This is a genomic window from Methylibium sp. Pch-M (assembly GCF_004136295.1).
GTDB lineage: Bacteria > Pseudomonadota > Gammaproteobacteria > Burkholderiales > Burkholderiaceae_C > Methylibium > Methylibium petroleiphilum.
The window spans coordinates 3,228,926-3,251,894 of sequence record NZ_CP029606.1; the positions used below are offsets into that span (position 1 = coordinate 3,228,926).

The 22,969-nt window shown below is 70.9% G+C and carries 18 protein-coding genes; 8 read left to right on the forward strand and 10 right to left on the reverse strand.

The window, feature by feature from the left end; translation table 11 throughout:
- Position 1 precedes the first annotated feature (1 nt).
- The 8 genes from C1M51_RS15565 to C1M51_RS15600 all read right to left on the reverse strand — a co-directional run bounded on the left by C1M51_RS15565 (position 2) and on the right by C1M51_RS15600 (position 12,670).
- Positions 2-1,654 carry a sigma-54-dependent Fis family transcriptional regulator gene (locus C1M51_RS15565; protein ID WP_129451208.1) on the reverse strand — a complete coding sequence of 551 codons (1,653 nt, stop codon included), beginning with the start codon at positions 1,652-1,654 and terminating at the stop codon, positions 2-4.
- Positions 1,655-1,755: 101 nt separating this feature from the next.
- On the reverse strand, positions 1,756-3,888 hold the full coding sequence (gene uvrB / locus C1M51_RS15570) for an excinuclease ABC subunit UvrB (protein WP_129451210.1): 2,133 nt from the start codon (positions 3,886-3,888) through the stop codon (positions 1,756-1,758).
- Between the two features lie 134 nt (positions 3,889-4,022).
- Positions 4,023-5,105, reverse strand: a complete 1,083-nt coding sequence (locus tag C1M51_RS15575) for a hypothetical protein (RefSeq protein WP_129451212.1) — start codon at positions 5,103-5,105, stop codon at positions 4,023-4,025.
- An 8-nt stretch (positions 5,106-5,113) separates the two neighbouring features.
- The gene (locus C1M51_RS15580) at positions 5,114-6,103 is read right to left on the reverse strand and encodes a hypothetical protein (RefSeq protein WP_129451214.1); all 990 of its coding nucleotides are present in this window, start codon (positions 6,101-6,103) and stop codon (positions 5,114-5,116) included.
- A 48-nt stretch (positions 6,104-6,151) separates the two neighbouring features.
- Positions 6,152-7,009: a hypothetical protein gene (locus C1M51_RS15585; RefSeq protein WP_129451216.1), complete on the reverse strand. Its 858-nt coding sequence runs from the start codon at positions 7,007-7,009 to the stop codon at positions 6,152-6,154.
- Positions 7,010-7,050: 41 nt separating this feature from the next.
- Positions 7,051-7,815 carry a hypothetical protein gene (locus C1M51_RS15590; RefSeq protein ID WP_129451218.1) on the reverse strand — a complete coding sequence of 255 codons (765 nt, stop codon included), beginning with the start codon at positions 7,813-7,815 and terminating at the stop codon, positions 7,051-7,053.
- A 129-nt stretch (positions 7,816-7,944) separates the two neighbouring features.
- Positions 7,945-9,906 carry a hypothetical protein gene (locus C1M51_RS15595; RefSeq protein ID WP_129451220.1) on the reverse strand — a complete coding sequence of 654 codons (1,962 nt, stop codon included), beginning with the start codon at positions 9,904-9,906 and terminating at the stop codon, positions 7,945-7,947.
- A 10-nt stretch (positions 9,907-9,916) separates the two neighbouring features.
- Entirely contained in the window at positions 9,917-12,670 is a 2,754-nt protein-coding gene (locus tag C1M51_RS15600; protein ID WP_242499795.1) for a TonB-dependent receptor, read from the reverse strand.
- Positions 12,671-13,007: 337 nt separating this feature from the next.
- Between C1M51_RS15600 and C1M51_RS15605 the strand changes: the two genes are divergently transcribed.
- From C1M51_RS15605 to C1M51_RS15640, 8 genes are all read left to right on the forward strand, one after another.
- Positions 13,008-14,198 (forward strand): amino acid aminotransferase, encoded by a 1,191-nt coding sequence (locus C1M51_RS15605; protein WP_129451222.1) that lies wholly within the window; start codon positions 13,008-13,010, stop codon positions 14,196-14,198.
- 195 nt (positions 14,199-14,393) lie between these two features.
- The gene (locus C1M51_RS15610; protein WP_129451224.1) at positions 14,394-16,553 is read left to right on the forward strand and encodes a DUF6600 domain-containing protein; all 2,160 of its coding nucleotides are present in this window, start codon (positions 14,394-14,396) and stop codon (positions 16,551-16,553) included.
- A gap of 211 nt (positions 16,554-16,764) precedes the next feature.
- Positions 16,765-18,006, forward strand: a complete 1,242-nt coding sequence (locus C1M51_RS15615) for a polyhydroxyalkanoate depolymerase (protein ID WP_129451226.1) — start codon at positions 16,765-16,767, stop codon at positions 18,004-18,006.
- Positions 18,003-18,689 carry an electron transport complex subunit RsxB gene (gene rsxB, locus C1M51_RS15620; RefSeq protein ID WP_129451228.1) on the forward strand — a complete coding sequence of 229 codons (687 nt, stop codon included), beginning with the start codon at positions 18,003-18,005 and terminating at the stop codon, positions 18,687-18,689. Before C1M51_RS15615 ends, rsxB begins: the two co-directional genes overlap by 4 nt.
- A 142-nt stretch (positions 18,690-18,831) precedes the next feature.
- On the forward strand, positions 18,832-19,470 hold the full coding sequence (gene nth, locus C1M51_RS15625) for an endonuclease III (RefSeq protein WP_129451230.1): 639 nt from the start codon (positions 18,832-18,834) through the stop codon (positions 19,468-19,470).
- A 61-nt stretch (positions 19,471-19,531) separates the two neighbouring features.
- On the forward strand, positions 19,532-19,999 hold the full coding sequence (locus C1M51_RS15630; protein ID WP_129451232.1) for a hypothetical protein: 468 nt from the start codon (positions 19,532-19,534) through the stop codon (positions 19,997-19,999).
- Positions 19,996-20,928, forward strand: coding sequence for a DUF2145 domain-containing protein (locus C1M51_RS15635; protein ID WP_129451234.1), 933 nt, complete (start codon positions 19,996-19,998; stop codon positions 20,926-20,928). Before C1M51_RS15630 ends, C1M51_RS15635 begins: the two co-directional genes overlap by 4 nt.
- Positions 20,929-20,987: 59 nt before the next feature.
- Positions 20,988-21,572 carry a VOC family protein gene (locus C1M51_RS15640; RefSeq protein ID WP_129451236.1) on the forward strand — a complete coding sequence of 195 codons (585 nt, stop codon included), beginning with the start codon at positions 20,988-20,990 and terminating at the stop codon, positions 21,570-21,572.
- Here the strand turns inward: C1M51_RS15640 and C1M51_RS15645 are convergent.
- Both C1M51_RS15645 and C1M51_RS15650 read right to left on the reverse strand, forming a co-directional pair.
- A complete protein-coding gene (locus C1M51_RS15645; RefSeq protein WP_129451237.1) occupies positions 21,534-22,133 on the reverse strand; it encodes a histidine phosphatase family protein in 600 nt (199 codons plus the stop codon). The genes C1M51_RS15640 and C1M51_RS15645 overlap by 39 nt on opposite strands.
- Complete coding sequence (locus tag C1M51_RS15650; RefSeq protein ID WP_129451239.1) at positions 22,130-22,957, reverse strand: adenosylcobinamide-GDP ribazoletransferase; 828 nt, start codon at positions 22,955-22,957, stop codon at positions 22,130-22,132. Before C1M51_RS15650 ends, C1M51_RS15645 begins: the two co-directional genes overlap by 4 nt.
- Between the last annotated feature and the right edge of the window lie 12 nt (positions 22,958-22,969).

The following is a 22,969-nucleotide window of genomic DNA, read 5'->3' on the forward strand; positions in this document are numbered from 1 at the left end:
GTCAGCCGGTCGGCAGGCCTTCCTTCTTGAGCCGGTAGGCCAGCTGCGGCCGGGTGATGCCGAGCAGGCGCGCGGCCTGCGACAGGTTGCCCTTGGCGCGCTGCATCGCCGCCTGCATCATGCGGCGCTCCAGCGACTCGAGGTCGATGTGGTGCTCGAAGGCCTCGTCGCACAGGCGGCCGAGGGCGTCGGGGTGGACCTCGGTCACGCGGCCCTTCGCATCCAGACTGCCCTCGCTGGCGCGCAGCGCCGGTTCACCGAACAGGTGACAGGCCTCGATCGGGCCGTTGGCCGGCGCCAGCAGCACGGCGCGCTCGATCACGTTCTCCAGCTCGCGGATGTTGCCGGGCCAGGCGTGGCTCAGCACCTGGCGCATCGCCTTGTCGGTCAGGCCGCGCAGCTTCTTGTTGTAGAGCTCCCCGTATTTCTCCAGGAAACGCTCGATCAGTGCCGGGATGTCGGTGGTGCGCTCGCGCAGCGGCGGGATCGTGATCGGAAAGGTGTTGAGCCGGTAGAACAGGTCGCTGCGGAAGCGGCCGGCCTGCATGGCCTGCTGCAGGTCGACGTTGGTGGCCGCGACGATGCGCACGTCGATCTTGGTGGCGTGCTCGGAGCCGAGCCGCTCCACCTCGGCCGTCTGCAGCGCGCGCAGCAGCTTCACCTGGGCCGCCAGCGGCAGGTCACCCACCTCGTCGAGGAACAGCGTGCCGCCGCTGGCGCGCTCGAAGCGCCCGGCGCGCGCCAGCTGCGCCCCGGTGTAGGCGCCCTTCTCCACGCCGAACAGCTCGGCCTCGATCAGCTCGTGGGGGATGGCAGCGCAGTTCACCGCGATGAATGGGCCGCCGGCGCGCGGGCCGTTCTCGTGCAGCCAGCGCGCGAACATCTCCTTGCCCACGCCCGTCTCTCCGAGCAGCAGCACGGTGATCGCGCTGTCGGCCGCGCTGCGCAGCAGCTCGAAGGCGGCGCGGAAGCCCGGCGACACGCCGATCAGCTTGCGGTCGTACTGGCGCCGCGCCTGCACCGCGCGCAGCTGCTCCAGGCCGATGCTGTAGTCGATCAGCTGCTGACCGATCACCTGCGGGCGGAAGTAGCTGAGATAGGCCTCGTCGCGCCAGGCCTCGGCCGGCTGGCCGATGATGCGGCAGCGGCTGTCGCCCTGGCTGCGGCATTCCATTTCCTTGAACACCACCAGCCGGCCCATGAAGGCGCTGGTGTAGCCCGAGGCATAGCCGATCTGCGTCCAGCAGGCCGGCTCCTCGCCGAAGCCGAAATCGGCGATGTTGGCCTCGTCCTCCCAGGAGTTGGTCCACAGGAAGTCGCCGAAGAAGTGTCCGGTGGCAAGGTCCATCTCGAGCGCCACCTTCTCGACGCTGACCGCACCTTCCAGGGCGTGCAGCTGCGGCCCGAGCAGGAAGGCCTCCTCGTTGCTCTTGCCGCTGCCGCGCTGCTTGACCGCCAGTTCGCCGTCGTGACGGCCGGAAGCGAAGCCCATGCGCACCAGCAGGCCTCGGGCGCGCTCGACGCCCAGCGAATCGAACAGTTCCTTGCGCAGCGCGGCCAGCGCGCGCGCGTGCAGCAGCAGCATGCGCTGCTCGTCGAGCCAGATGTGCCCGGATGCCGCACTGAATCTCAGCAGCGACAGAGGATCGCCCACGACAAATCTCCTGCAAGAGCGCGGCCGGGCCGCACGGGCGGGGCTCGAGCGACCCCGTTGACCATCCCGCCCGGATTATCGGAGACGCGGCACGCGCCCCGTCAGCGGGCAGACCCGCTCTTGCCTGACACCAGCGGCAGCACGTTGTCGTGACCGGCGCCACCGAAGGCCTGCTCGCGCAGCAGCGCCAGCTGGTCGCGCACCCGTGCCGCCTTCTCGAACTCCAGGCCGCGGGCGTGCTCCAGCATCTGCTTCTCGAGCAGCTTGATGCGCTTGCCGAGGTCCTTCTCGCTCATCGACTCGATCTCGGCCGCCGCCTGCGCGGCCTTCAGGTCGTCGCCACGGCTCTTCTCGGAATACACGCCGTCGATCAGGTCCTTGACCTGCTTGTTGATGCTGCGCGGCGTGATGCCATGCTCGGCATTGAAGGCGATCTGGCGCTCGCGCCGACGCTCGGTCTCGCCGATGGCGCGCCGCATCGAGTCGGTGATCTTGTCGGCGTAGAGGATGGCCTTGCCGTTGAGATTGCGCGCCGCGCGGCCGATGGTCTGGATCAGCGAGCGCTCGGAGCGCAGGAAGCCTTCCTTGTCGGCGTCGAGGATGGCCACCAGCGAGACCTCGGGGATGTCCAGGCCCTCGCGCAGCAGGTTGATGCCCACCAGCACGTCGAAGCTGCCGAGCCGCAGGTCGCGCAGGATCTCCACCCGCTCCACGGTATCCACGTCGGAATGCAGGTAGCGCACCTTCACGCCGTTGTCGGCCAGGTAGTCGGTCAGCTGCTCGGCCATGCGCTTGGTGAGCGTGGTGATCAGCACGCGCTCGTTCGCGTCGACGCGGTCGCGGATCTCCTGCAGCACGTCGTCGACCTGGCGGGTGGCCGGCCGCACCTCGACCACCGGGTCCACCAGCCCGGTGGGCCGCACCAGCTGTTCGACCACGTTGCCGGCGTGCTCCTGCTCGTAGGTGGCCGGCGTGGCGGAGACGAACACCACCTGGCGCATCTTGGTCTCGAATTCCTCGAACTTCAGCGGCCGGTTGTCCAGCGCGCTCGGCAGCCGGAAGCCGTACTCGACCAGCGTGGTCTTGCGCGCGCGGTCGCCGTTGTACATGCCGCCGAGCTGGCCGATCAGCACGTGCGACTCGTCCAGGAACATCAGCGCGTCCTTGGGCAGGTAGTCCACCAGCGTCGACGGCGGCTCGCCCGGCGCCGAGCCCGCCAGGTGGCGCGAGTAGTTCTCGATGCCCTTGCAGTGGCCGATCTCCTGCAGCATCTCGAGGTCGAAGCGGGTGCGCTGCTCGATGCGCTGCGCCTCCACCAGCTTGCCGTCGGCCACGAACTCGGCGAGCCGGTTGCGCAGCTCCTCCTTGATGCCCTCGATCGCCGCGAGCACCTGCTCGCGCGGCGTGACGTAGTGGCTGGAGGGGTAGACCACGAAGCGCGGCACCTTCTGGCGGATCTGGCCGGTGAGCGGATCGAACAGCGACAGCGCCTCGATCTCGTCGTCGAACAGCTCGATGCGGATCGCCAGCTCCGAGTGCTCGGCCGGGAAGATGTCCACCGTGTCGCCGCGCACGCGGAACGTGCCGCGCGCGAAGTCGGTCTCGTTGCGCTTGTACTGCATGCGGATCAGCTGCGCGATCAGGTCGCGCTGGCCCAGCTTGCCGCCGGCGCGCACGATCAGCCGCATCTGCGTGTAGTCCTCGGGCTTGCCGATGCCGTAGATGGCCGACACGGTGGCGACGATGATCACGTCGCGCCGCTCCAGCAGGCTCTTGGTGGCCGAGAGCCGCATCTGCTCGATGTGCTCGTTGATCGCGCTGTCCTTCTCGATGAACAGGTCGCGCTGCGGCACATAGGCCTCGGGCTGGTAGTAGTCGTAGTAGCTGACGAAGTACTCGACCGCGTTCTTGGGGAAAAAATCGCGGAACTCGCTGTAGAGCTGGGCCGCCAGGGTCTTGTTCGGCGCGAACACGATCGCCGGCCGCCCCGACCGCGCGATCACGTTGGCCATCGTGAAGGTCTTGCCCGAGCCGGTCACGCCCAGCAGCGTCTGGAACACCTCGCCGTCGTTGATGCCGTCCACCAGTTGCCCGATCGCGGTCGGCTGGTCGCCGGCCGGCGGATAGGGCTGGAACAGCTGGAACGGCGAATCGGGGAACGAGACGAACTCGCCCTCGGGCAGCGCGGATGGGGCGTCGGGGGTGTCGGGCAGGACGTGGGCAGGCTCAGGCATCGTGGGCCCCGGTTCGAGCGGGGTGGTTGCGGCGACCCGAGCAGGGCCGGGCCAATCCGCCAGCCTACCGCAAGCGGGATGCCGGGGTCACCCGCGGGTCACCAGCCGCGCCCTCCCCGATTCGGCCACCCGGTTCACTCCTGGGATGGCATCGTCACGCCGCCATTCAAGGTCGCGGCCGGCCGGCCGGTGCCGGCCTCGTAGAGCGTGGTGCCGGAGAACGCGAAGCTCCGTTCGGCCGCCGGGTTGCCGGTGTCTCCGCGAACACTCATCGACACGCCACCGCAGCGCGTGTCCCGGCACGACATGGTGCCCAGCGTCACGCCATCGATCGTGCCGTCGGAGCCCACGGCCACCGCCAGCGCGCGGCCTTCCAGGTCACGGAAAACATAGCGCACCGGCCCGTCGTCGGGCAGTTCGAAGCCGGCGCCGCCGAGGGCGCAGAAGTCGATCACGGCACCCTGTCCGTTCACGATCGTCACGCCACGACCGGCACACGCCAGCGACGCATCGTTGCGATCGGGCGGAGCGCTCAGGACGGCCTTCAGGCTCACCACGGCGCGCGCCTCCCCCGCCGCAGCGCCGGCAGCGGGGTCCGGCGGGCTGCGCTTCCCGCCGGGCAGGGGCCGTCGCCAACGCTGGCCGGGCGGCAGGGCCTGCAGCCGGGTGTCGTCCAGGGTCAGGGCGCGCGCGCCGTGGGCATCGGGGACGGCCAGCGAAGCGCCCTGGCAGGCCGCACCGTCACAGACGTAGAGCCGCTCGGGCGACGTGCCGATCGCCCCCTGCCTGAGGCGCACCGAAATCACCTGCCCCCCGGCCGCGTCGATCGTCAGGTGCCAGTTCGACACGCCCTCGGCCTGCGCCCCGTAGCTGCGCACGCTGCCGCTCTGGCGCGTGCGCGTCGCCGACAGACAGCCGCGCTGCAGCTGGCCATCGGCGCCGGTGATGTCGACGTGCTGATGCGGGCAGGACGGCAGCGCCGCGGGCGCCGCAGACGCCGGCACGGCCGCCGGGTCGGCTGCCACGACCGGCAGCGCGAGCGGAGCCGGCTGCGGCGCCGCCGTTTCCACCCGGACCGGACGGACGGCACCCACCGGTTGGCTCCAACGCTCCCACACCAGCCAGCCAGAGAACAGCAGGGCCGACAGCATCACCGCGGCCAGCACCCAGCCGCGGCCATGGAGCTCGTCGTCGAGCCAGCGAGGGAGGTAGATCATCGTCTGCGTCAGAACGGAGGCAGCACCGCGCTGCCGCTCAGCACCGCGGCGGCGCCACCGCGCAGCCCGTCGGTCACGGTGGTGCCGGAAAAACTGAACCGCCGGCCGCTCTCGCTGGACGGGTCATCGCCCGGCTGCGTCGTGACGCCGGAGCAGGCCAAGCCCTGGCACTCGAGGGCACCGATCTGCACGAAGTCGACCGCGCCGCCGGCGTCCACCCCGACCAACAGCGTGTCGCCGGCCGCGCCACGCAGGCTGTAGAGGCGGCGCTCGTGCGCCAGGCGGACCACGCCACCGCCGCCGGAAGGGCACAGCGTGAGCACCGCGCCGCTGCGCTCGACGATGGAGACGCCGGGCTCGTTGCAGGCCAGGTCGGCATCCTGCTGGTCACCGGGCGCCTTGAGGCTGGCGCTCAGGTGCATCGCCGCGCCGTCCTCGGCCGTGAGCACGGCCCGGCTCACCCCCAGCGTGCGCCCGCCGTGCGCGTCGCGCGGGCCGATCGAGAAGCCGGCGCATGTGTCCTCCTCGCAGCGGTAATCGCCGCGACCGGGCGCCGACAGGCTGGCCGCCATCACCCGTCCGTCGCCGCTGTCGATGCGCAACGTCCAGTCGGACACGCCCTGCGGTTCGAGCACGTAGCTGCGCAGGTCGCCGCTCTGCAGCATGCGGGTGGTCGCCACGCAGGCGCGCTGCACCGTGCCGTTCGCCGGCACGAGATCCAGTTGCTGGTAGGGGCAGGTCATGAGCGACGGCTTCGCCGGCACGGCCGTGCCCCGCTCGTCGACGCGAACACCGGGCGGCATCGGCAGCCCGACCGGCATCGCTACGGCCGGGCTCCGCTGCGGCACGGCCACCGCCGGCACCGCCGCCCGCGAGGGCTGATCGCGCCAGAGATTGGTGCCGACGGCCACCAGCAGCACCGCCAGCACCGGCAGAAGCAGGAGCAGCCACCCCAGATGGCGTGGCCGCTCGTCGAACCAGAGGGAGTTCCTGCTCATGTCAACGTCGAGGGCCTCGCTCCCCTCACCCGCTCCCGCCTTCAGGCCTCAGGGCTTGCAGACGTAACCGCTGGTGCTGATGCTGATGATGGGCTGCCCCTCCTCGCCGCCCTCGCGCACACGCGTCTTGAAGGTGATGTTGGCCGGCGCCGTCTCCACGCCGTTCGGGCAGGTCACGCGGTGGTAGACCCAGGCGCTGATCGGGTTGTTCTTCGAGTAGGGCTCGCAACGCTCCGGATCGCTGGCGTTGACGTCGGTGCGGAACGCGACCTTGGTGTTGTCGCGCGTGATGGTCTGGTTGAGACCGCTGTTGGTGCGCCCCACGTACTCGACATACTTGGTCGACAGCCCGGTGTCGACGCTGGTGCCGCTGGTGCCCATGTAGTACCCGGCCTCGACGGTGGCGGTCGACGGCACGGTACGGAAGAAGTCGTTGATCTCGAAGGTGAGGTTCGGCGGGTTGGCGACCGTGGTGTTCAGGATCGCGCGGGTGGCGAACACGTACACCTTGGTGGCGTTGCAGGTGGTCGTGCCCGAACCGGCGCAATAGACGCGGTCGTACAGCGTGCCCACGGTCTTGGCCGGGCTGCCGGTCTGCAGCGTGTACGAGGTCGCGGCGACCGGGGTCGACGCATAGCCCGGCATCGCGGCGCTGCCCGGCAGGCCGGTGAACTTGCCGGTGGCGAGCGAGGCCGACTGCTGCTCGACCGGCAACTGGTCGCCGGTCGGCGCCACGCCGGTGTTGGTGCAGGTCGCCGGCGTCGGCGAGACGACCGTCTTCGGGTTGACGGTCTGCAGGATGGTGCCGGAGGTCGGCAAGGACACCCATTGAGCGTGGGCGGGAACGGCGACGCCGAACACGGCGGCGACCGCCGTCAGGGCGGTCAGGTGGAAACGAAGGTTCATGAGGGTCTCCTGTTGTGGGTTTGATCAGGGTCCGCGACGTGTCAGTCGTCGTCCTCTTCCTCTTCTTCGGGCGCGCACGCTTCGCTGGTGCACACCGGTTGGTAGCCCAGCGCGTAGATGCTGTTCTGGTCGACGTCCTCGTTCTCCGAGTTCAGCAGGCGCAGGGCGAAGTCCTGCAGGCTGTAGCCTTCGGGAGCGCGCGTCTTGGTCAGCAGCCACGGCGAGTTCGGGCTGCTCGGGCCGCTCGCCTCGGCGGCGTTAGCGTCGATGCGGAAATCGACCCAGGCGTTGTTGCGCGGCGGCTTCGCGGTGTCGTACTCGTTCAGGCCCGCGAAGGTGCGGCCGGCGGCCTTGAGCAGCTTGGTCGCCGCCGGGCTGCCCGCGAAATAGGCGACTTCGACGCCCTTGTCGGTGCGCACCTGGCGCAGCACGTCGTTGACGTTGAAGGCGGCGCCCGTCTCGTCCCACTGGTTCGCGTTCATCTGCACGCGCACGCCGAAGATGAAGAGCTTCTTGTCGGTGCAGTGCCGCCACACCTTCTCGAGCTGGGTGCCCACGCTCACGCCGTTGATGATGATCGGCGCCGAGCGCGACGCGACCAGATCGAAGCCGCTCTCGCCCGGCAGGCTGGTGACCTTGCAGGTCGTCACGCCGCTCGAGTTCGTCGGGTTGCAGGTCTTCAACACGTTCGCACCGCTCGCGCTCAGCGTCTCGAACCCCGCGGCCTGCGCCGCGCCCGCACTGGCCAGCGCCAGGCCGATGACCATGGCCATGCCTCGCCGCCGCAGCGGCACTCTCTTCTTCATGTCGGTCTCCTCTCTCCGTTGGAACACCGCATCCGCCGGCCCTTCCGGCGGATGCCACCCTCCCGCCTTGCACGGGAAGCTCCTTGCTCTGTCGTTCGTTCCTGCGCGCAGACCGTCGCGCGCCGCGTGCTAGGGCGGCGGCGTGACGAAGCTGCCGGTCAGGCTCATCGTTCGGGTGCCGGGCAGGCCGGCGGGTTCGATCTCGCGCAGGACGGCACCGTTGAACGTCACGCTCCGTTCACCGGCACCGTTGGGCGCACCAACCACCACGTTGCTGCAATCGCCATCGCACAGGAAGTTGCCGCCGCTGTACGACCCGCCGCTCACTTCGATGCGCGTGGCCACGCCGCCGCGGATCTGCAGGTCGACCCGGGGATTCACGCCCACCGGCGCATAGCCGAACAGGACGACGTCCAGGTCGCCTGCGGCATAGGCGGTGGCGGTCTTGCCGCCCGGCGCCGGACAGATGTCGGTCACCGCCTGGGCGCCGAAGCTGACCTGGGCGAAGAAGTGGTCCGTCGTACCCAGGCAGTCGTTGGGTTGCGGTGAAAACTCCGCCGGGTCGATGTACTCGATCGTCAGGAACGAACCCTGCAGCGTCGCCGCTTCGGTCAGCGTGGCCGGCGTGCCGTCGGCATTCAGCGCGCGCAGCTGCACGCCGCTGAGCGTCAGGCTGCGCAGCGTCAGCTCGGGTCCGTAGTCGTAGTTGAGTTCCGGCTCGCCGAGGACCGCACCCGCGCACTCGGCCCCCACGCACTTGAAGACCACCGGCTGGCCGGTGCCCGGGTCGGTGTACGGCCGCAAGGCGGTGATGCTGAGCAGCTCGCCGTTCTCCACGTACACGCTCAGCGCGCCACCGAAGCCGAAACCGGTCCGTGGCAGGCCGGCATTGCCGCCGAACATGCCTCCGATGCCGAACGGGTCGCTGGCGTCGACGCACTCGGCCGCGAAGCTGAAGTCAGGGTAGACCAGCGCGTAGCGGTTGTTGTCGCACGGCAGCACCGGGATCGCCGGGCCCGGCGCCGGCAGCGTCAGGCTGCCGTTCAAGGTCGCGGCGCCGATCCGCCCGTTGGTGAAGGTGGCCGGGCGGCTGAGGTCGCCGGCCGGCGTGCCGAGCACGAGGCCGGTGCAGCCCGCCGCGCTGCAGTCGTAGGCCACGCCTTCGGCCGTGACGTAGCGTTCGGTGAGCAGGTCGTTGCCGCGCACGCGCAGCGTCAGCGTCGCACCGCCCGGATCGGTGAACACATAGGCCATCACCGTGGGGTCGGCGGTCTCCGGCAGGCCGCTCTTCGACGCCGTGCAGAAGCGGCTCGTGGAGCCGCCGAGGCTGATCGTGATCGACTCGGTGAGACACAGGCGCGCCTGCGCCGCCACGGTCTGCGACAGGTCGGTCAGCGTGAGGCCGTCGGCGGCGAGCTTCGCGTTGAGCGCCACCATGGTGTCGTACATCGGGTCGCCGTCCGCGGCGGCGAACGCGGCCTGCGTGAAGCTCGCGCTGCCGGACCGCACCGGAATGCCCAGCACGTTCTGCAGGTAGGCGGTCACCGCGGCCTGCGCCTCGGCGATCCGCGCATCGGTGATGCGCGCGATATTGGCGGTCGCCGAAGCGCTGTAGCTGTCGAAGGCCGTGGCCGGGTCGGCGCCGAGCAGCTGCGCGACCAGCAGGGTGGTGAGCGCGGTGACGTTGGCGCGCCCCGGCTCGGTGGCGACGGACACGAGGAAGCTGCCGTCGACCAGGGCGAAGCGCAGCATGTAGGGCGCGTCCAGCTCGGCCAGGCTGGTGCGGTGCTCGTCGGCCGGGCCGGCGCCGAAGCTGTCGCTGGTGCGGATGATCCCGCGGCTGCCCTTGACCGAGACGACGATGCGGCCGGTGATCGGCGAGCTGCCGGGCTCGGGAATCTGTGCATCCAGGTCGAAACCCGGGCTGACGACCCCGGCCAGTTCGGCACGCACCGCGGGCGGCTGTTCGTCGGTGTCGCCGGTGGTGCCGCCGCCGCAGGCCGACACCAGCACCGCGCACACGCATGCGCAGGCCCGTGACGCGCCGCGACGGCCGCGAAGCAGGTCGAGCACCACGTGGACGGCGCGCACGGCGCCCGCCTCAATCCGCGCCGAGCGCATAGGACAGCCCCAGGAAGATGCCGCGCGGCGCGCCCGGACCGACGAAGGTCGATGGCTGCCACTCGGCCGAGTTGTAGTTCCAGCCGCTCACGCCGATCGCGCCCACGGTCGACGGCGAGAACGGGTTCACGCCCAGGTTGCCTGCCGTGACGTAGCGGCGGTCGAACAGGTTGGTGACCTGGGCGACGACGGTGAAGCCCTTGGTGACGACGACGCTGGTGTCGAGGTTGAAGACCGCGAAGCCCGGCACCGTGCCCTTCTGCGTGAAGGTGCGCCCGGGCCGGGTCGGGGTCTGGATGTAGCCGCCGTCGCTCTGGTCGCAGGCGCGCGTCTGCGCATTGGTCGGGCAGTAGTACTGGCCGGTCTCCTGGTCCGTGCCGCCGGGGCGGTGCAGGTTGTTCTCGTTGCCGCGCACGTAGGACATCGAGCGCAGCTGCATGCCCAGGCCGAGCTTCCATGACGGCGTGACGCGCCAGCCGAGGTTGAAATTGAGGGCGTGCGCCGGGATGCCCGGCATGCGGGCGCCGGGCTTCACCAGGATCTGGTGGTAGGTGCCGCGCCCGCCGTTCAGCGACGCGCCGGGCGACGGCAGCAGCTGGTAGTCGCGGTAGCCCAGGTCGGCCTGGGTGCGCGAGTTCTGGTCGAAGTCCGCGCTGCTGTTGTGCGGGCTCGTCATGTAGAACGGCGACTCGAAGGTCGCCGACGTGTAGGAGTAGCTGGCCTTCACGTCCAGCACGCCGGCGCGGCCCTGCAGTCCGAGCTCGAGGCCTTGGCGGCGCGTCTTGCCGATGGTGTCGAAGTAGCTGCGGCCCTGCCCCACGCCGACGTAGTAGATGTCGTCCTTCAGGTCGGTGCGGAAGAGGCTCGCGTTCCACTCCCAGTTCGCCGTCAGCAGACCGCGCGCGCCGAGCTCGAACGAGGTGGAACGGATCTGCGGCAGGTAGGGGTCGCCGGACAGCGTGGTCGGCAGGTTGCAGCCCGGCCCCAGCAGGCTGCGCGCGGTGGTGCCGATCACCACCGGCGGGTCGTTCGGCGTCGCGCCGGGCAGCGTGACCGGCGTGGGCGTGTCGTCGAAGGCGCAGCCGAGTTCCACCACCGACGGCGTGCGGGAGCCGCGGCTCACGTTGGCGAAGGTGTTGAGGCCCGGTGCCGGCAGCCAGTTCAGGCCGACCGAGGGGTTGAGGGAGCGGTAGCTGAACTTCTCGGCCGTCAGCGTCTGCGCGTTGTCGTAGTTGGCGGGCAGCTCGTGCAGGTCGACCAGGCCTTCGACGGTGCGCGTCAGCAGCTGGTTGTCGACCGTGGTGTGGTTGTAGCGCGCGGCGGTGGTGAGCGTGAGCTGCGGTGCCAGGGTCCAGGTGTCGCTGGCGTAGAGGCTCTTCGTGGTCGACGTGCCCTCGAAGTTGTTGCCCGGGATATCCATCTGCGCGGCGATGAACGCCGGCAGCGCGGCCGGGTCCGCATAGACGCCGTGCGTGGCGTCGATCAGGCCGAGCCGCTGGAACATCGAGTAGGTCGAGCGGCTGCGGTCGATCGAGGCGCCCACCATCACGCTGCGCGTCGGCAGGTTCCAGTTGAACTGCAGCGAGGCCCCGTGCGTGCGCTGGTCCAGCGCGGTGTCCGTCAGCAGACCGATCGGCGTGCCGGTGATGACGCCGGGCGTGTTGTAGTAGGCGCCGTTGCGGGGCTGCACGCCGGCTGCCGGATTGTCCGGATCGAAGTAGCCGCCGCGCAGGCCGATCATGTCGTCGAAGCCTTCGTAGATGTCGCCGTTGAGGCCGCCGCGCCGGCTCTTGCGGGTGTAGAGCTGGCCGGTGATGTTGAAGCGCTCGGAGACGTCGAACTGACCCCCGAGCGCGAGCTGCAGCACGCGGTTGTCGGAGCGGTCGGGCGAGGTGAACACGGTCTCGGCGCGCTGTTCGTACAGCGACAGAGGGATCAGCCCGTTGCCGATCAGCTCGTTGCTCGCGAACAGCGCGCTGGCGAACAGCGAGCCGCGATCCAGCCGCAGGTCGCCGCGGCCGAACAGCTGGTGCACGCGCGACGGCGAGTTGTCGCGCCAGCCGTCCTCGCGAAAGCCGGTGTAGGCCACGAAGCCGCCCAGCGTGTCGTCATTGCCACCGGCACTCAGCTTGACCTGCCGGCGGCCCCAGGAACCGGCCAGCAGCTCACCCTCGACGCCGGGCGCCGTGAAGCCGTTCTTGCTGCGCACCGAGATCGCCCCGCCCAGCGTGTTCAGCCCGAACAGCGGGTTCGAGCCCGGGAACAGGTCGAAGCGCTCGATCGCGTTGAGCGGGATCAGGTCCCAGTTCACCACGTCGCCGAAGGGCTCGTTCACCCGCACGCCGTCGAAGAACACCGACAGGCCCTGCGGCGTGCCGATCTGCGGGCTGGCCGTGAAACCGCGGTAGTTCACGTCCATCTGGAAGGGATTGCCGGCGTAGTCGTTGACGCTCACCCCCTGCAGCTGGGTGTTCATGTAGTCGCCGATGTTCAGCGCGCGCGATTCCTTGATCTGCTCCTTCGTCGCGCTCTGGAGGTTGGCCGGGATCTGGTCCTTCGTCACCGCCAGGCCCGGCATCGGCCCGACGTCGGTGGCGCGCTTGCCCGGTACCAGCACGGGGTTGAGCCGCACGGCGGCATCGGACGGGGCGGCTTCGGGCGCCGAGGCCGCGGCCGCGGGCGCCTGCTGGGCCAGCGTCGACAACGGCGAGGCCAGTGTCGCCAACGAAAGCACCGCGCGCTTCAGTGGCGTCAGGCGGTGCTTTCGGGCTCGGGATCGGACGCTCATGCGGGCGGGGGCGACGGAGGGAAGACGGCCTGCGTACAGGGCTCTGGAACGAGAGGCGTCGCATGCTAGGAGCGAGGCGCAGGCAGGCGATACGGGAGACACTCCCGATCTGGCTCGGTGGAAATCCCGAGCGTTTTGCAGCGACTTTCGCGCGGGTTCACGGGTTCTGTGCCAGACCGGATCACCTGCTCCAGACGGGCTCGAATAGGCAGCGCCTAAAATTGATCTAGGGCCGCACTAACCCTGGGAAGGCCCCGTCCCTCCAACTTCGCTGGAACTCTCCATGTCTCTGTTTGCATCCGTCGAGCTCGCTCCGCGCGACCCGATCCTTGGCCTGAACGAGCAGTTCAACGCCGACCCGAACCCGGCCAAGGTCAACCTCGGCGTCGGCGTGTACTACGACGAGAACGGCAAGCTGCCGCTGCTGAAGTGCGTGGCCGCGGCCGAACACCAGATGCTCGAGGCGCCGAAGGCGCGCGGCTACCTGCCGATCGACGGCATCGCGGCCTACGACAAGGCGGTGCAGGGCCTGGTGTTCGGCGACGCCGCCACCGCCAGCGGTCGCATCGCCACCGTGCAGGGCCTCGGCGGCACCGGCGGCCTGAAGGTCGGCGCCGACTTCCTGAAGCGCCTGAGCCCGAACGCGCAGGTGCTGATCAGCGACCCGAGCTGGGAGAACCACCGTGCGCTGTTCACCAACGCCGGCTTCACGGTCGGCACCTATCCCTACTACGACGCCACGAAGCGCGGCATCGCGATCGACGGCCTGCTTGGCGCGTTGAACGGCGCCGCCACCGGCACGATCGTCGTGCTGCACGCCTGCTGCCACAACCCGACCGGCTACGACCTCTCCCCGGCGCAATGGGAGCAGGTGATCGCCGCGGTGAAGGCGCGCGGCCTGGTGCCCTTCCTCGACATGGCCTACCAGGGCTTCGGCCAAGGCATCGCGGAGGACGGTGCGGTGGTGCAGCAGTTCCTGGCCTCGGGCCTGGACTTCTTCGTCTCCACCAGCTTCAGCAAGAGCTTCTCGCTGTACGGCGAGCGCGTCGGCGCGCTGAGCGTGGTGTGCGCGAGCAAGGAAGAGGCCTCGCGCGTGCTGAGCCAGCTGAAGATCGTGATCCGCACCAACTACTCCAACCCGCCGACGCACGGCGCCTCGGTGGTCGCGACGGTGCTCACCACCCCGGCGCTGCGCGCGCAGTGGGAAGAAGAACTGGCCGGCATGCGCCAGCGCATCAAGGCCATGCGCGTGGCGCTGGTCGAGAAGCTGCAGGCCGCCGGCGTGAAGGGCGACCTGAGCTACATCACCACGCAGCAGGGCATGTTCAGCTACTCCGGGCTGAACGCGGCGCAGATGCAGCGCCTGCGCAGCGAGTTCGGCATCTACGGCGTCGACTCGGGCCGCATCTGCGTGGCGGCGCTGAACCAGCACAACCTCGACGCGGTGGCCAAGGCGATTGCCGCGGTGATCTGAGACGACCCGCTCCGGCAGCGCGTTCCGGCGCGCTGCCTGTCCGAAAGCCGCGGCCTGCCGCGGCTTTTTTGTGCGCCGCGCAAGCTCGTTTGCAATTCTTTTCAAGCCGACCGGCGCAACCGATGCACCGATCCGCGGTCTCATGCGTTAGACAGCAGACGCCGCGCCGCGGCCCGAGGTGACTACGTGATGCGCATGGACCCTACCCTGATCGCCCTCAGCCGCCGCCTGATGGCCGGCCTGTGCGCGGGCCTGCTGTTGGCCGGACCCACGCTGGCCGAGACCGATCCGGCCGATCCCCCCGCGCGTGTGGGCAGCATCAGCGCGCTGCGCGGGCCGGTCGACAGCTCGCCCGAGGCGGGCGCAGCCTGGGATCCAGCCAAGCTCAACCAGCCCATCACCAGCGAAACCTCGCTGTGGGTGCCGCCCGGCAGCCAGGCCGAGGTGCGCATCGGCAGCAGTTCGGTGCGCCTGGACGGCAACACGCAGGCCGTGTTCTCGCAGCTCGACGACCACGGCATCGCGATCGACGTGGCCCAGGGCACCGTGCGGGCCCGGGTGCGCAGCCTGGCCACCGGCGACAGCTTCAGCCTCTCGGCCGACGGCGTGCGCGCCGAGGCGCAGGGCCCGGGTGATTACCGCGTCGGCTACGACCCCGATCGCCGCGCCTACACCGTGCGTGCGCTGTCCGGACGGCTGCGCGTGGTGACGCCGAACAACGCCTTCAACCTGGAATCGGGCCAGGAAAGCCTGGTCGAGAACGGCGGGAGCGAGTTGCAACTGCGTGCGATGGGCCAGCGCGACGAATTCGACGCCTGGGCCGAGGCACGCGACCGCGACCAGGACCGCCTGGCCTCCGCACGCTACGTCTCGCCCGAGACCACCGGCATCGAGGCGCTCGACGAGCACGGCTACTGGACCACCGCGCCGGACTACGGCGCCGTCTGGTACCCGCGCGGCCTGCCCTACGGCTGGGCGCCTTACCGCTACGGCCACTGGGCCTGGGTGCGGCCCTGGGGCTGGACCTGGGTCGACGACGCGCCCTGGGGCTTCGCGCCCTTCCACTACGGCCGCTGGGCGCTGATCGGCGGCAGCTGGGGCTGGGTGCCCGGCCCCATCGTGCCGCGACCGGTGTATGCGCCGGCGCTGGTGGGCTACGTCGGCGCCCATTCGGGCAATGTCAGCCTGAGCATCGGCTTCGGCAGCGGCGCGCCGGTCGGCTGGTTCCCGCTCGGCCCGCGCGAGTGGTACTACCCGCCCTACCGCTACTCGCCGCGGTACGTGCAGCAGATCAACGTCATCAACGTCGTCAACCCGCCGCCGCGCGGCCCCGGGGACCGGCGCGCCACGCGGCCCACCCCGGTCGACCGGCCGAACTACCGCTATGCACAGCGCCCGGACGCGGTCACCATGGTCAGCGAGGAGCAGTTCCGCAACGCCCGGCCGATCGGCCGCGACCGCCTCGACCTGACGCCCGGCCAGATGGCCCAGCTGCAGCCGGTCGCGGCCAGCCTGAACCCGCCGGGCCGCCCCGCCGGCACGGCACCGGGGCCGGCGGCCCGGCCCGGCAGCGGGGCGAACGGCGGCCTGCCGCCGGCGCTGCTGCCGACGCCGGGCCGCGCGCAACGCCCGCAGGAGCCCCGGCGCGCGCCGGTTCTTCACGGCACGCGAGACGACGCGCCGCCGATGACCCATGCCCCGGGCGGCTCGGCGCAACGCCCTCCGCCGGTGGGACAGGACCGTCGCCGTGACGAGGGCGAACCGACGGCGACGATGCCGGTCCCGGGCCGCGGTATCCCGGCAGCCGGCCCTCCGAATGTGCAGCGGACCCCGGTGGTCCCGCAACCTCGGCCGGCGATCGTGCCGGGTGAACGGACCGGGTCCACGCAGGACGGACGTGACGCCGCCGACCGCCCGCGTTCGGCCCAGCGCGAACCCGGCCCACCGCGCGGTGACGACCGAGACGATCGCGGCCGCCGCAGCGACGCCGGCCCTGGCAGCGCCGAGCGCGGCCCGCACGGCCAGCGCATCCCGCGACCCGACGCGGGGGGGGCGGCGCCCACGCAGCCCGTGCCCCGACCGCAGCTCTCGCTGCCACAGGTCACTCCCTCTCCACAGGCGATCCCGCGACCGGTGCCGGTGCCCGCACCGCAGGCCCTGCCCCGTCCGCAGGTGGTGGTGCCCAATCCCCCGCCGCAACCGATGCCCCAGGCCCGCGAACCACGCCAGCCCGTCCAACAACAGCAGCAACGCGGGCGCGAATCGGTGAACGAGCAGCGCGGCGCCGGGGGCGGTGAGCGCCGCGGCGGCGGCGGCGAAGGAGGGCAGCGGGGCTGGAGCCAACGCGAGCGCTAGGCATCGGCGGCTCCTGCACCCGAAACGACCGCAAAACTGTCACGCTTTGGTGCAGTTCGGCCCCCCTGGGCTCCGGGTTGGCCTCCATGCACCGGTCGGGCGCTTTCCTCCTACACTGCTGCAGCGCACCAACGGTGCACGGTTGCGGCCTGCCGAACGGCGACCGCTCGGTGGCATCCGCGGGCCGAACGATCCGCCTCCGGGGAATTCCATGCTCTATCAGCTCTACGAGACCCAGCGCGCGCTGCTCAGCCCGTTCTCAGAGTTCGCCAGCGCCTCGTCCAAGCTCTACAGCCACCCGCTCTCCCCCTTCGCCCAGGGCCCCGGGGCCCAGCGCCTGTCGGCCGGTTTCGACCTGATCCACCGGCTGACCAAGGAGTACGAGAAGCCGCAGTTCGGCATCACCAGCATCCAGGTCGACGGCATCGACGTGGTGGTGCAGGAGAACGTGGCGATCGAGAAGCCTTTCTGCAAGCTGCTGCGCTTCAAGCGCTACACCGACGACGCCCGGCTGCTGACCCGGATGCGCGACCAGCCCAGCGTGCTGGTCGTGGCGCCGCTGTCGGGCCACCACTCCACGCTGCTGCGCGACACCGTGCGCACGCTGCTGAAGGACCACAAGGTCTACATCACCGACTGGATCGACGCCCGCATGGTGCCGGCCGAGGCCGGCCTGTTCCACCTGGACGACTACGTGCACTACGTGCAGGAGTTCATCCGCCACATCGGCCCGACGGTGAACGTGATCTCGGTGTGCCAGCCCACGGTGCCGGTGCTGGCGGCGGTGTCGCTGCTGGCGAGCGCCGGCGAGAAGACACCGCGCACCATGACCATGATGGGCGGCCCGATCGACGCCCGCAAGTCGCCGACCGCGGTGAACAACCTGGCGATGAACAAGAGCATCGAGTGGTTCGAGCACAACGTGATCTACCGCGTGCCGCCCAACTACCCCGGCGCCGGCCGGCTGGTCTACCCGGGCTTCCTGCAGCACAGCGGCTTCGTCGCGATGAACCCGGACCGCCACATGACGGCCCACTACGACTACTTCCTGGACCTGGTGCGCGGCGACGACGACAGCGCCGACGCCCACCGCGAGTTCTACGACGAGTACAACGCCGTGCTCGACATGCCGGCCGACTACTACCTGGAGACCATCAAGACCGTATTCCAGGACTTCGCGCTGGTGAACGGCACCTGGCGCGTCGCGGGCGAACTGGTGCGTCCGCAAGACATCAAGACCACCGCGCTGCTGACGGTGGAAGGCGAGCTCGACGACATCTCGGGCGCCGGCCAGACCGCCGCGGCGGTGGACCTGTGCGCCGGCATCCCCAAGGCGCGCAAGCGCCACTACGAGCTCAAGGGCGCCGGCCACTACGGCATCTTCGCCGGCCGCCGCTGGCGCGACTTCGCCTACCCCGAGATCCGCGACTTCATCGCGAAGCACCACAAGTGAACGCGCCCCAGCGCCCCGCCGGCGCGCTGGACGCGCGGCAGGCGGCGCTGGCCGAGGCGATCGACGCCGCCCTGCCGCAGACGCAGTGCACCCGCTGCGGCGAGCCCGACTGCCGGCGCTATGCCGAGGCCGTGGCCGCCAGCCGCGCCGACATCAACCAGTGCCCGCCGGGCGGCGCCGAGGGCATCGTCCGGCTCGCGGCGCTGACCGGCCGCGCGGCGCTGCCGCTCAACCCTGCCAACGGCAGCGAGGGCCCGCGCCGGCTCGCCGTGATCGACGAGACCTGGTGCATCGGCTGCACGCTGTGCATCAAGGCCTGCCCGGTGGACTGCATCGTCGGTGCGGCCAAGCAGATGCACACCGTCATCGAATCGCAGTGCACCGGCTGCGAGCTGTGCATCCCCGTGTGCCCGGTGGACTGCATCTCGCTCGAGGACGCCACGCAGACCACCGGCTGGGCCGCCTGGTCGCCGGCCGACGCCGACGCGGCGCGCGCCCGCTACACCGCGACCACCCGGCGCCGCGAGCGGGCACGGCGCGAGCACGACGAGCGGCTCGCCGCGAAGGCCGCGCACAAGCTGGCCCACCTGGACACCGAGACGAAGCCCGGCGACGCCGACGAGACCGCCCGCAAGCGCGCGGTCATCGAAGCCGCGATGGCACGCGCGCGCGCGCGGCGATGAGGATTTGGGGCCCCCGGCCGCGGCCTACCGCAGCCACCCCCCGTGGGGGTCTCGGCCGGCTTGGGGCGGCCCGGCGCTCGGCCGAGCATCGAGCCCCCGGCCGCGGCGTACCGCGCCCCGCGCCCTGCCAGAATCCGCGCCCATGAAGCCCGCCGACGTCGAGACCTTCTTCGCCACCCTGAAGGCGGCCAACCCGCAGCCGGCGAGCGAGCTGGTCTACAGCTCGGTGTTCGAGCTGCTGGCCGCGGTGCTGCTGTCGGCCCAGGCCACCGACGTGAGCGTCAACAAGGCGACACGGCGATTGTTCGCGGTGGCGCCGTCGCCGCAGAAGATGCTGGCGCTCGGCCTCGACGGCGTGATCGAGCACATCAAGACCATCGGCCTGTTCCGCAGCAAGGCCAAGCACCTGCTGGAGACCTGCCGCCTGCTGATCGAACGGCACGGCGGCCGCGTGCCGCGCTCGCGCGAGGCGCTGGAGGCCCTGCCCGGCGTCGGCCGCAAGACCGCCAACGTGGTGCTGAACGTGGCCTTCGGCGAGCCGACGCTGGCGGTCGATACCCACATCTTCCGCGTCGGCAACCGCACCGGCCTCGCGCCGGGCAAGACGCCGCTGGCGGTGGAGCTGAAGCTGCTGCAGCGCGTACCCGCGGCCTACCTGGAAGACGCGCACCACTGGCTGATCCTGCACGGCCGCTACGTGTGCCAGGCGCGCAAGCCGCGCTGCTGGGAGTGCGCAGTCGCGGCCGTGTGCGACTTCCGGCCCAAGACCCCCCGGCCCTGACCGGCCGCGTCTGCAGGCTATCCTCGCCGCAGCGCCTGCCCCACCTCACCCGGAGCCCCCGATGACCTTCACGCCGACCCTGCGCGCCTGCCTCGCCCTGCTGTGCCTGGCCGCCGCCACGACCACCGGTCGCGCCGAAAGCTTCGCCTCGTCGGCTTCGAGCGCCGGGTCCGCCTCGTCGGGCAGCGTGTCCGACTCGCTGCACGGCTCGAGCAACAGCTCCTCGCGCGACAAGGAAGTGGCCGAGGGCGACTACCGCATCCTCGAGGTCGCCGAACTGCCCGAACGCCCCGGCCTGCTGCGCCTGACCCTGCAGGCGGCCGTGCCGCGCGACGACGCGCGCGCCTTCTTCCTCGACGTGCCGCGCCAGACGCTCGCGCAGCACCGCCTGGGCCGCGGCGACGTGCTGAGCGCACGCCACCGCCCCTATGGTCTGGAATTCGCGCTCGCGCCGACGCGCGAGGCCTTCTTCCTGGTGTTGCGCGACGACTGGCAACGCGAGCTGCCGCCGCACGCCGTGGCGCTTTGACGGCCCGGCGGCGCGCGCTGGCGCTGGCTGCCGGCCTGTGCGCCAGCGCGGCGGCCGGCGGTGCACTGGCGACACCGTCCGACGCCTCGCGTTTCTGCGACCGCCCCACCTCGCTCACCGCGCGGCAGCAGGACCGGCTGCTGCGCTTCGCCGCCGTGGTGCGGCAGGAACTCGACGCCTCCGGCCGCACGGTGGCGCTGATCTCGCGGTCGGGCCTGGACCTGAGCCGCTTCGGCGTGCGTTACTCGCATGCCGGCATCAGCCTGCAAGCCAGCGAGAACGGGCCCTGGTCGGTGCGCCAGCTCTACTACGCCTGCGATGAATCGCGGCCCAGGCTCTACGACCAGGGGCTCGCCGGCTTCCTGTTCGGCACCGACGATCCAGCGACCGGCTACGTCTCCATCGTGCTGCCGCCGCTGGCCGAGGCGGCGGCGCTGGAACGCGCGGCGCTCGACAAGGCGCTCGCGCTGCGCCTGCTGGCGGCGCGCTACAGCGCCAACGCGCACCCCTACGGCCTGCGCTACCAGAACTGCAACCAGTGGGTGATGGAACTGCTGGCCACGGCCTGGGGCGCGCTCGGCAGCGACGTCGGCGACGCGCGCGGCGCGCGTGAACGCGCGCAGGCCTGGCTGGCCGAACAGGGCTACGCGCCGGCGCCGCTGCAGGTCGGCTCGCAGCTGCTGATGTTCGCGGCGCATTTCGTGCCCTGGGTGCACCTCGACGATCATCCCACCGAGGACCGCTATGCGCTGCAGTTCCACATCAGCATGCCGGCATCGATCGAGGCCTTCGTGCACCGGCGGCTGCCGGACGCCGAGCGCATCGAGCTCTGCCACGACGAACGGCAGGTCGTCGTTCGCCGTGGCTGGCAGCCCATCGGAGCGGCCTGCGAGCCCGGCCCGGGCGATCGGGTGGTCGCACTCGACTGAGCGACGGGCTCCATTCCGTCCTACCATCCTGGCCGGAGACCGCAAGGAGGCTCATCGCCATGACCCGCGCCCGCCCCGGCAAGCTAGCGCACGTCCTCTACCGGACCCGCCGCTTCGAGGAGATGCTGGCGTGGTACCGGGTCGTCTTCGACGCCCGGGTCCAGCAGCAGAGCCCGGCGCTGGCCTTCCTGACCTACGACGACGAGCACCACCGCTTCGCGTTCGCCAACCTGGCGCTGCTGCAACCCGAGGGCGGGACCGAGAAGAGCGGCCTGATCGGCATCGATCACGTGGCCTACGGCTACGCCTCGCTGCACGACCTGTTCCAGAACTACGCGCAGCTCAAGTCGCTGGGCATCACGCCCTACTGGTGCATCCACCACGGCGTGACGGTGTCGATGTACTACGCCGACCCCGACGGCAACCAGATGGAGTTCCAGGTGGAGGCCTTCGCCTCGAAGGAGGACGCCAACGCCTTCATGCGCGGGCCGGTCTATGCCGCCAATCCGCTGGGGGTCGAGTTCGACCCGGACGACTGGCTCGCGCGGCTGGCGGCCGGTACGCCCGCGTCGGACCTGCTCGTGCGACGGGTGCACCTGCCGATGTCACCGATCCGAGGAGCGGTGGAGCGCCAGGGTCTGTAAAGGCTGCAGGCCCGCACGCCGGCCGTAGCCCGGCGCCTTTGGCCACGTGGCGGCCGTCGGAGCGTTCGCCTCGCCGAGCGCCAGCCAGACGGCGGCGGAGAGCCAGCCACCGTGCGTGACCAGCAGCGCTGCGGGCGCCCGCGCGTGGACCGCCTGCACCCTGGACAGCAACGCCCGCACGGACTCGCCGCCACCCGGCGCATGGCCGACAAGGTCCGCCGACCAGGCCTCGATCTCGGCTGCGTCGATCGCCTCCCAGCGGCGCCCGTCCCATCGGCCGAAGTCCAGTTCGGCCAACCGCGCATCGACCACGTGCCGGAAGCCGAAGCGCCGCAGCCAGCGACCCACGTCGCGGCAGCGTGCCAGCGGCGAGGTCGCGACCGCGCGCGGCAGGCCCTCGCGGCGCGCGATCGCGCGGATGCGGTGCGCCAGCCGCTTGGCCTTGCGGCGATCGACCGGCAAGTCCGTGCGGGCGCCGATGCAGCGGCCCGCGGCACCCTTCGGCGCCGGGTGGCGCCAGGCGTGCATCAGCGGCGACGGACGCGCAGCACCGAAGCTCATCGCCCCAGCATCGCCAGCACCGCCAGATAGACCGCCAGCTCGCTGAGCTGCTGCGACGCCCCCAGCGTGTCGCCGGTCACGCCGCCCAGCCGCTGGCGGAACCAGCGCGCGCAGGCCAGACCTGTCACCGCGGCAGCGACCAGCGCCGCCGCCCAGGCCTGCGGTGACGGCAGCGCGAAGGAATCGCTGCCGTGACGTGCTGCGGCGAACATTGCGATCAACGCCAGCGGCCACACGCAGGCCACCGCCCAGCTGCCCACCGACACCTGCTGCGCCAGCGGCTTGGCCTTGGCATGCGCCGGGTCCCCGGCATACGGCAACCAGCAGTTCAGGCTCACCGCGACCGCACGCGACAGCGTGTGCGCGACGCACAGCGCCGCGAGCGCCCAGCCCAGCGGCAGCGACATCAGCGCCAGCGCCTTCAGCCCCAGCATCACGACGAGGCCGATGGCGCCGTAGGCACCGATGCGCGAGTCCTTCATGATCTCCAGCGCGCGGGCCCGCTCGGCACTGCCGCCGAGGCCGTCGCAGGTGTCGGCGAAGCCGTCCTCGTGGAAGGCGCCGGTCAGCAGGATCGTCGCGGCCATCGACAGGCCCACGGCCACCGACATCGGCCACAGCATCGCCGCCGCGGCGAATACCAGCGCCGCGATGGCACCGACGAAGGCACCGACCAGCGGGAAGTAGCGCGCACTCTGGTTCAGCCACGCCGCGTCCCAGCCCATCCACGCCGCGAGCCGGCCGGTCACGGGCACGCGGGTGAAGAACTGCAGGGCCAGCAGCAGCAGGCGGAGTTCGTGGGCGAGGTGCTTGGCGGGGTTCATGGGATCGCGGCA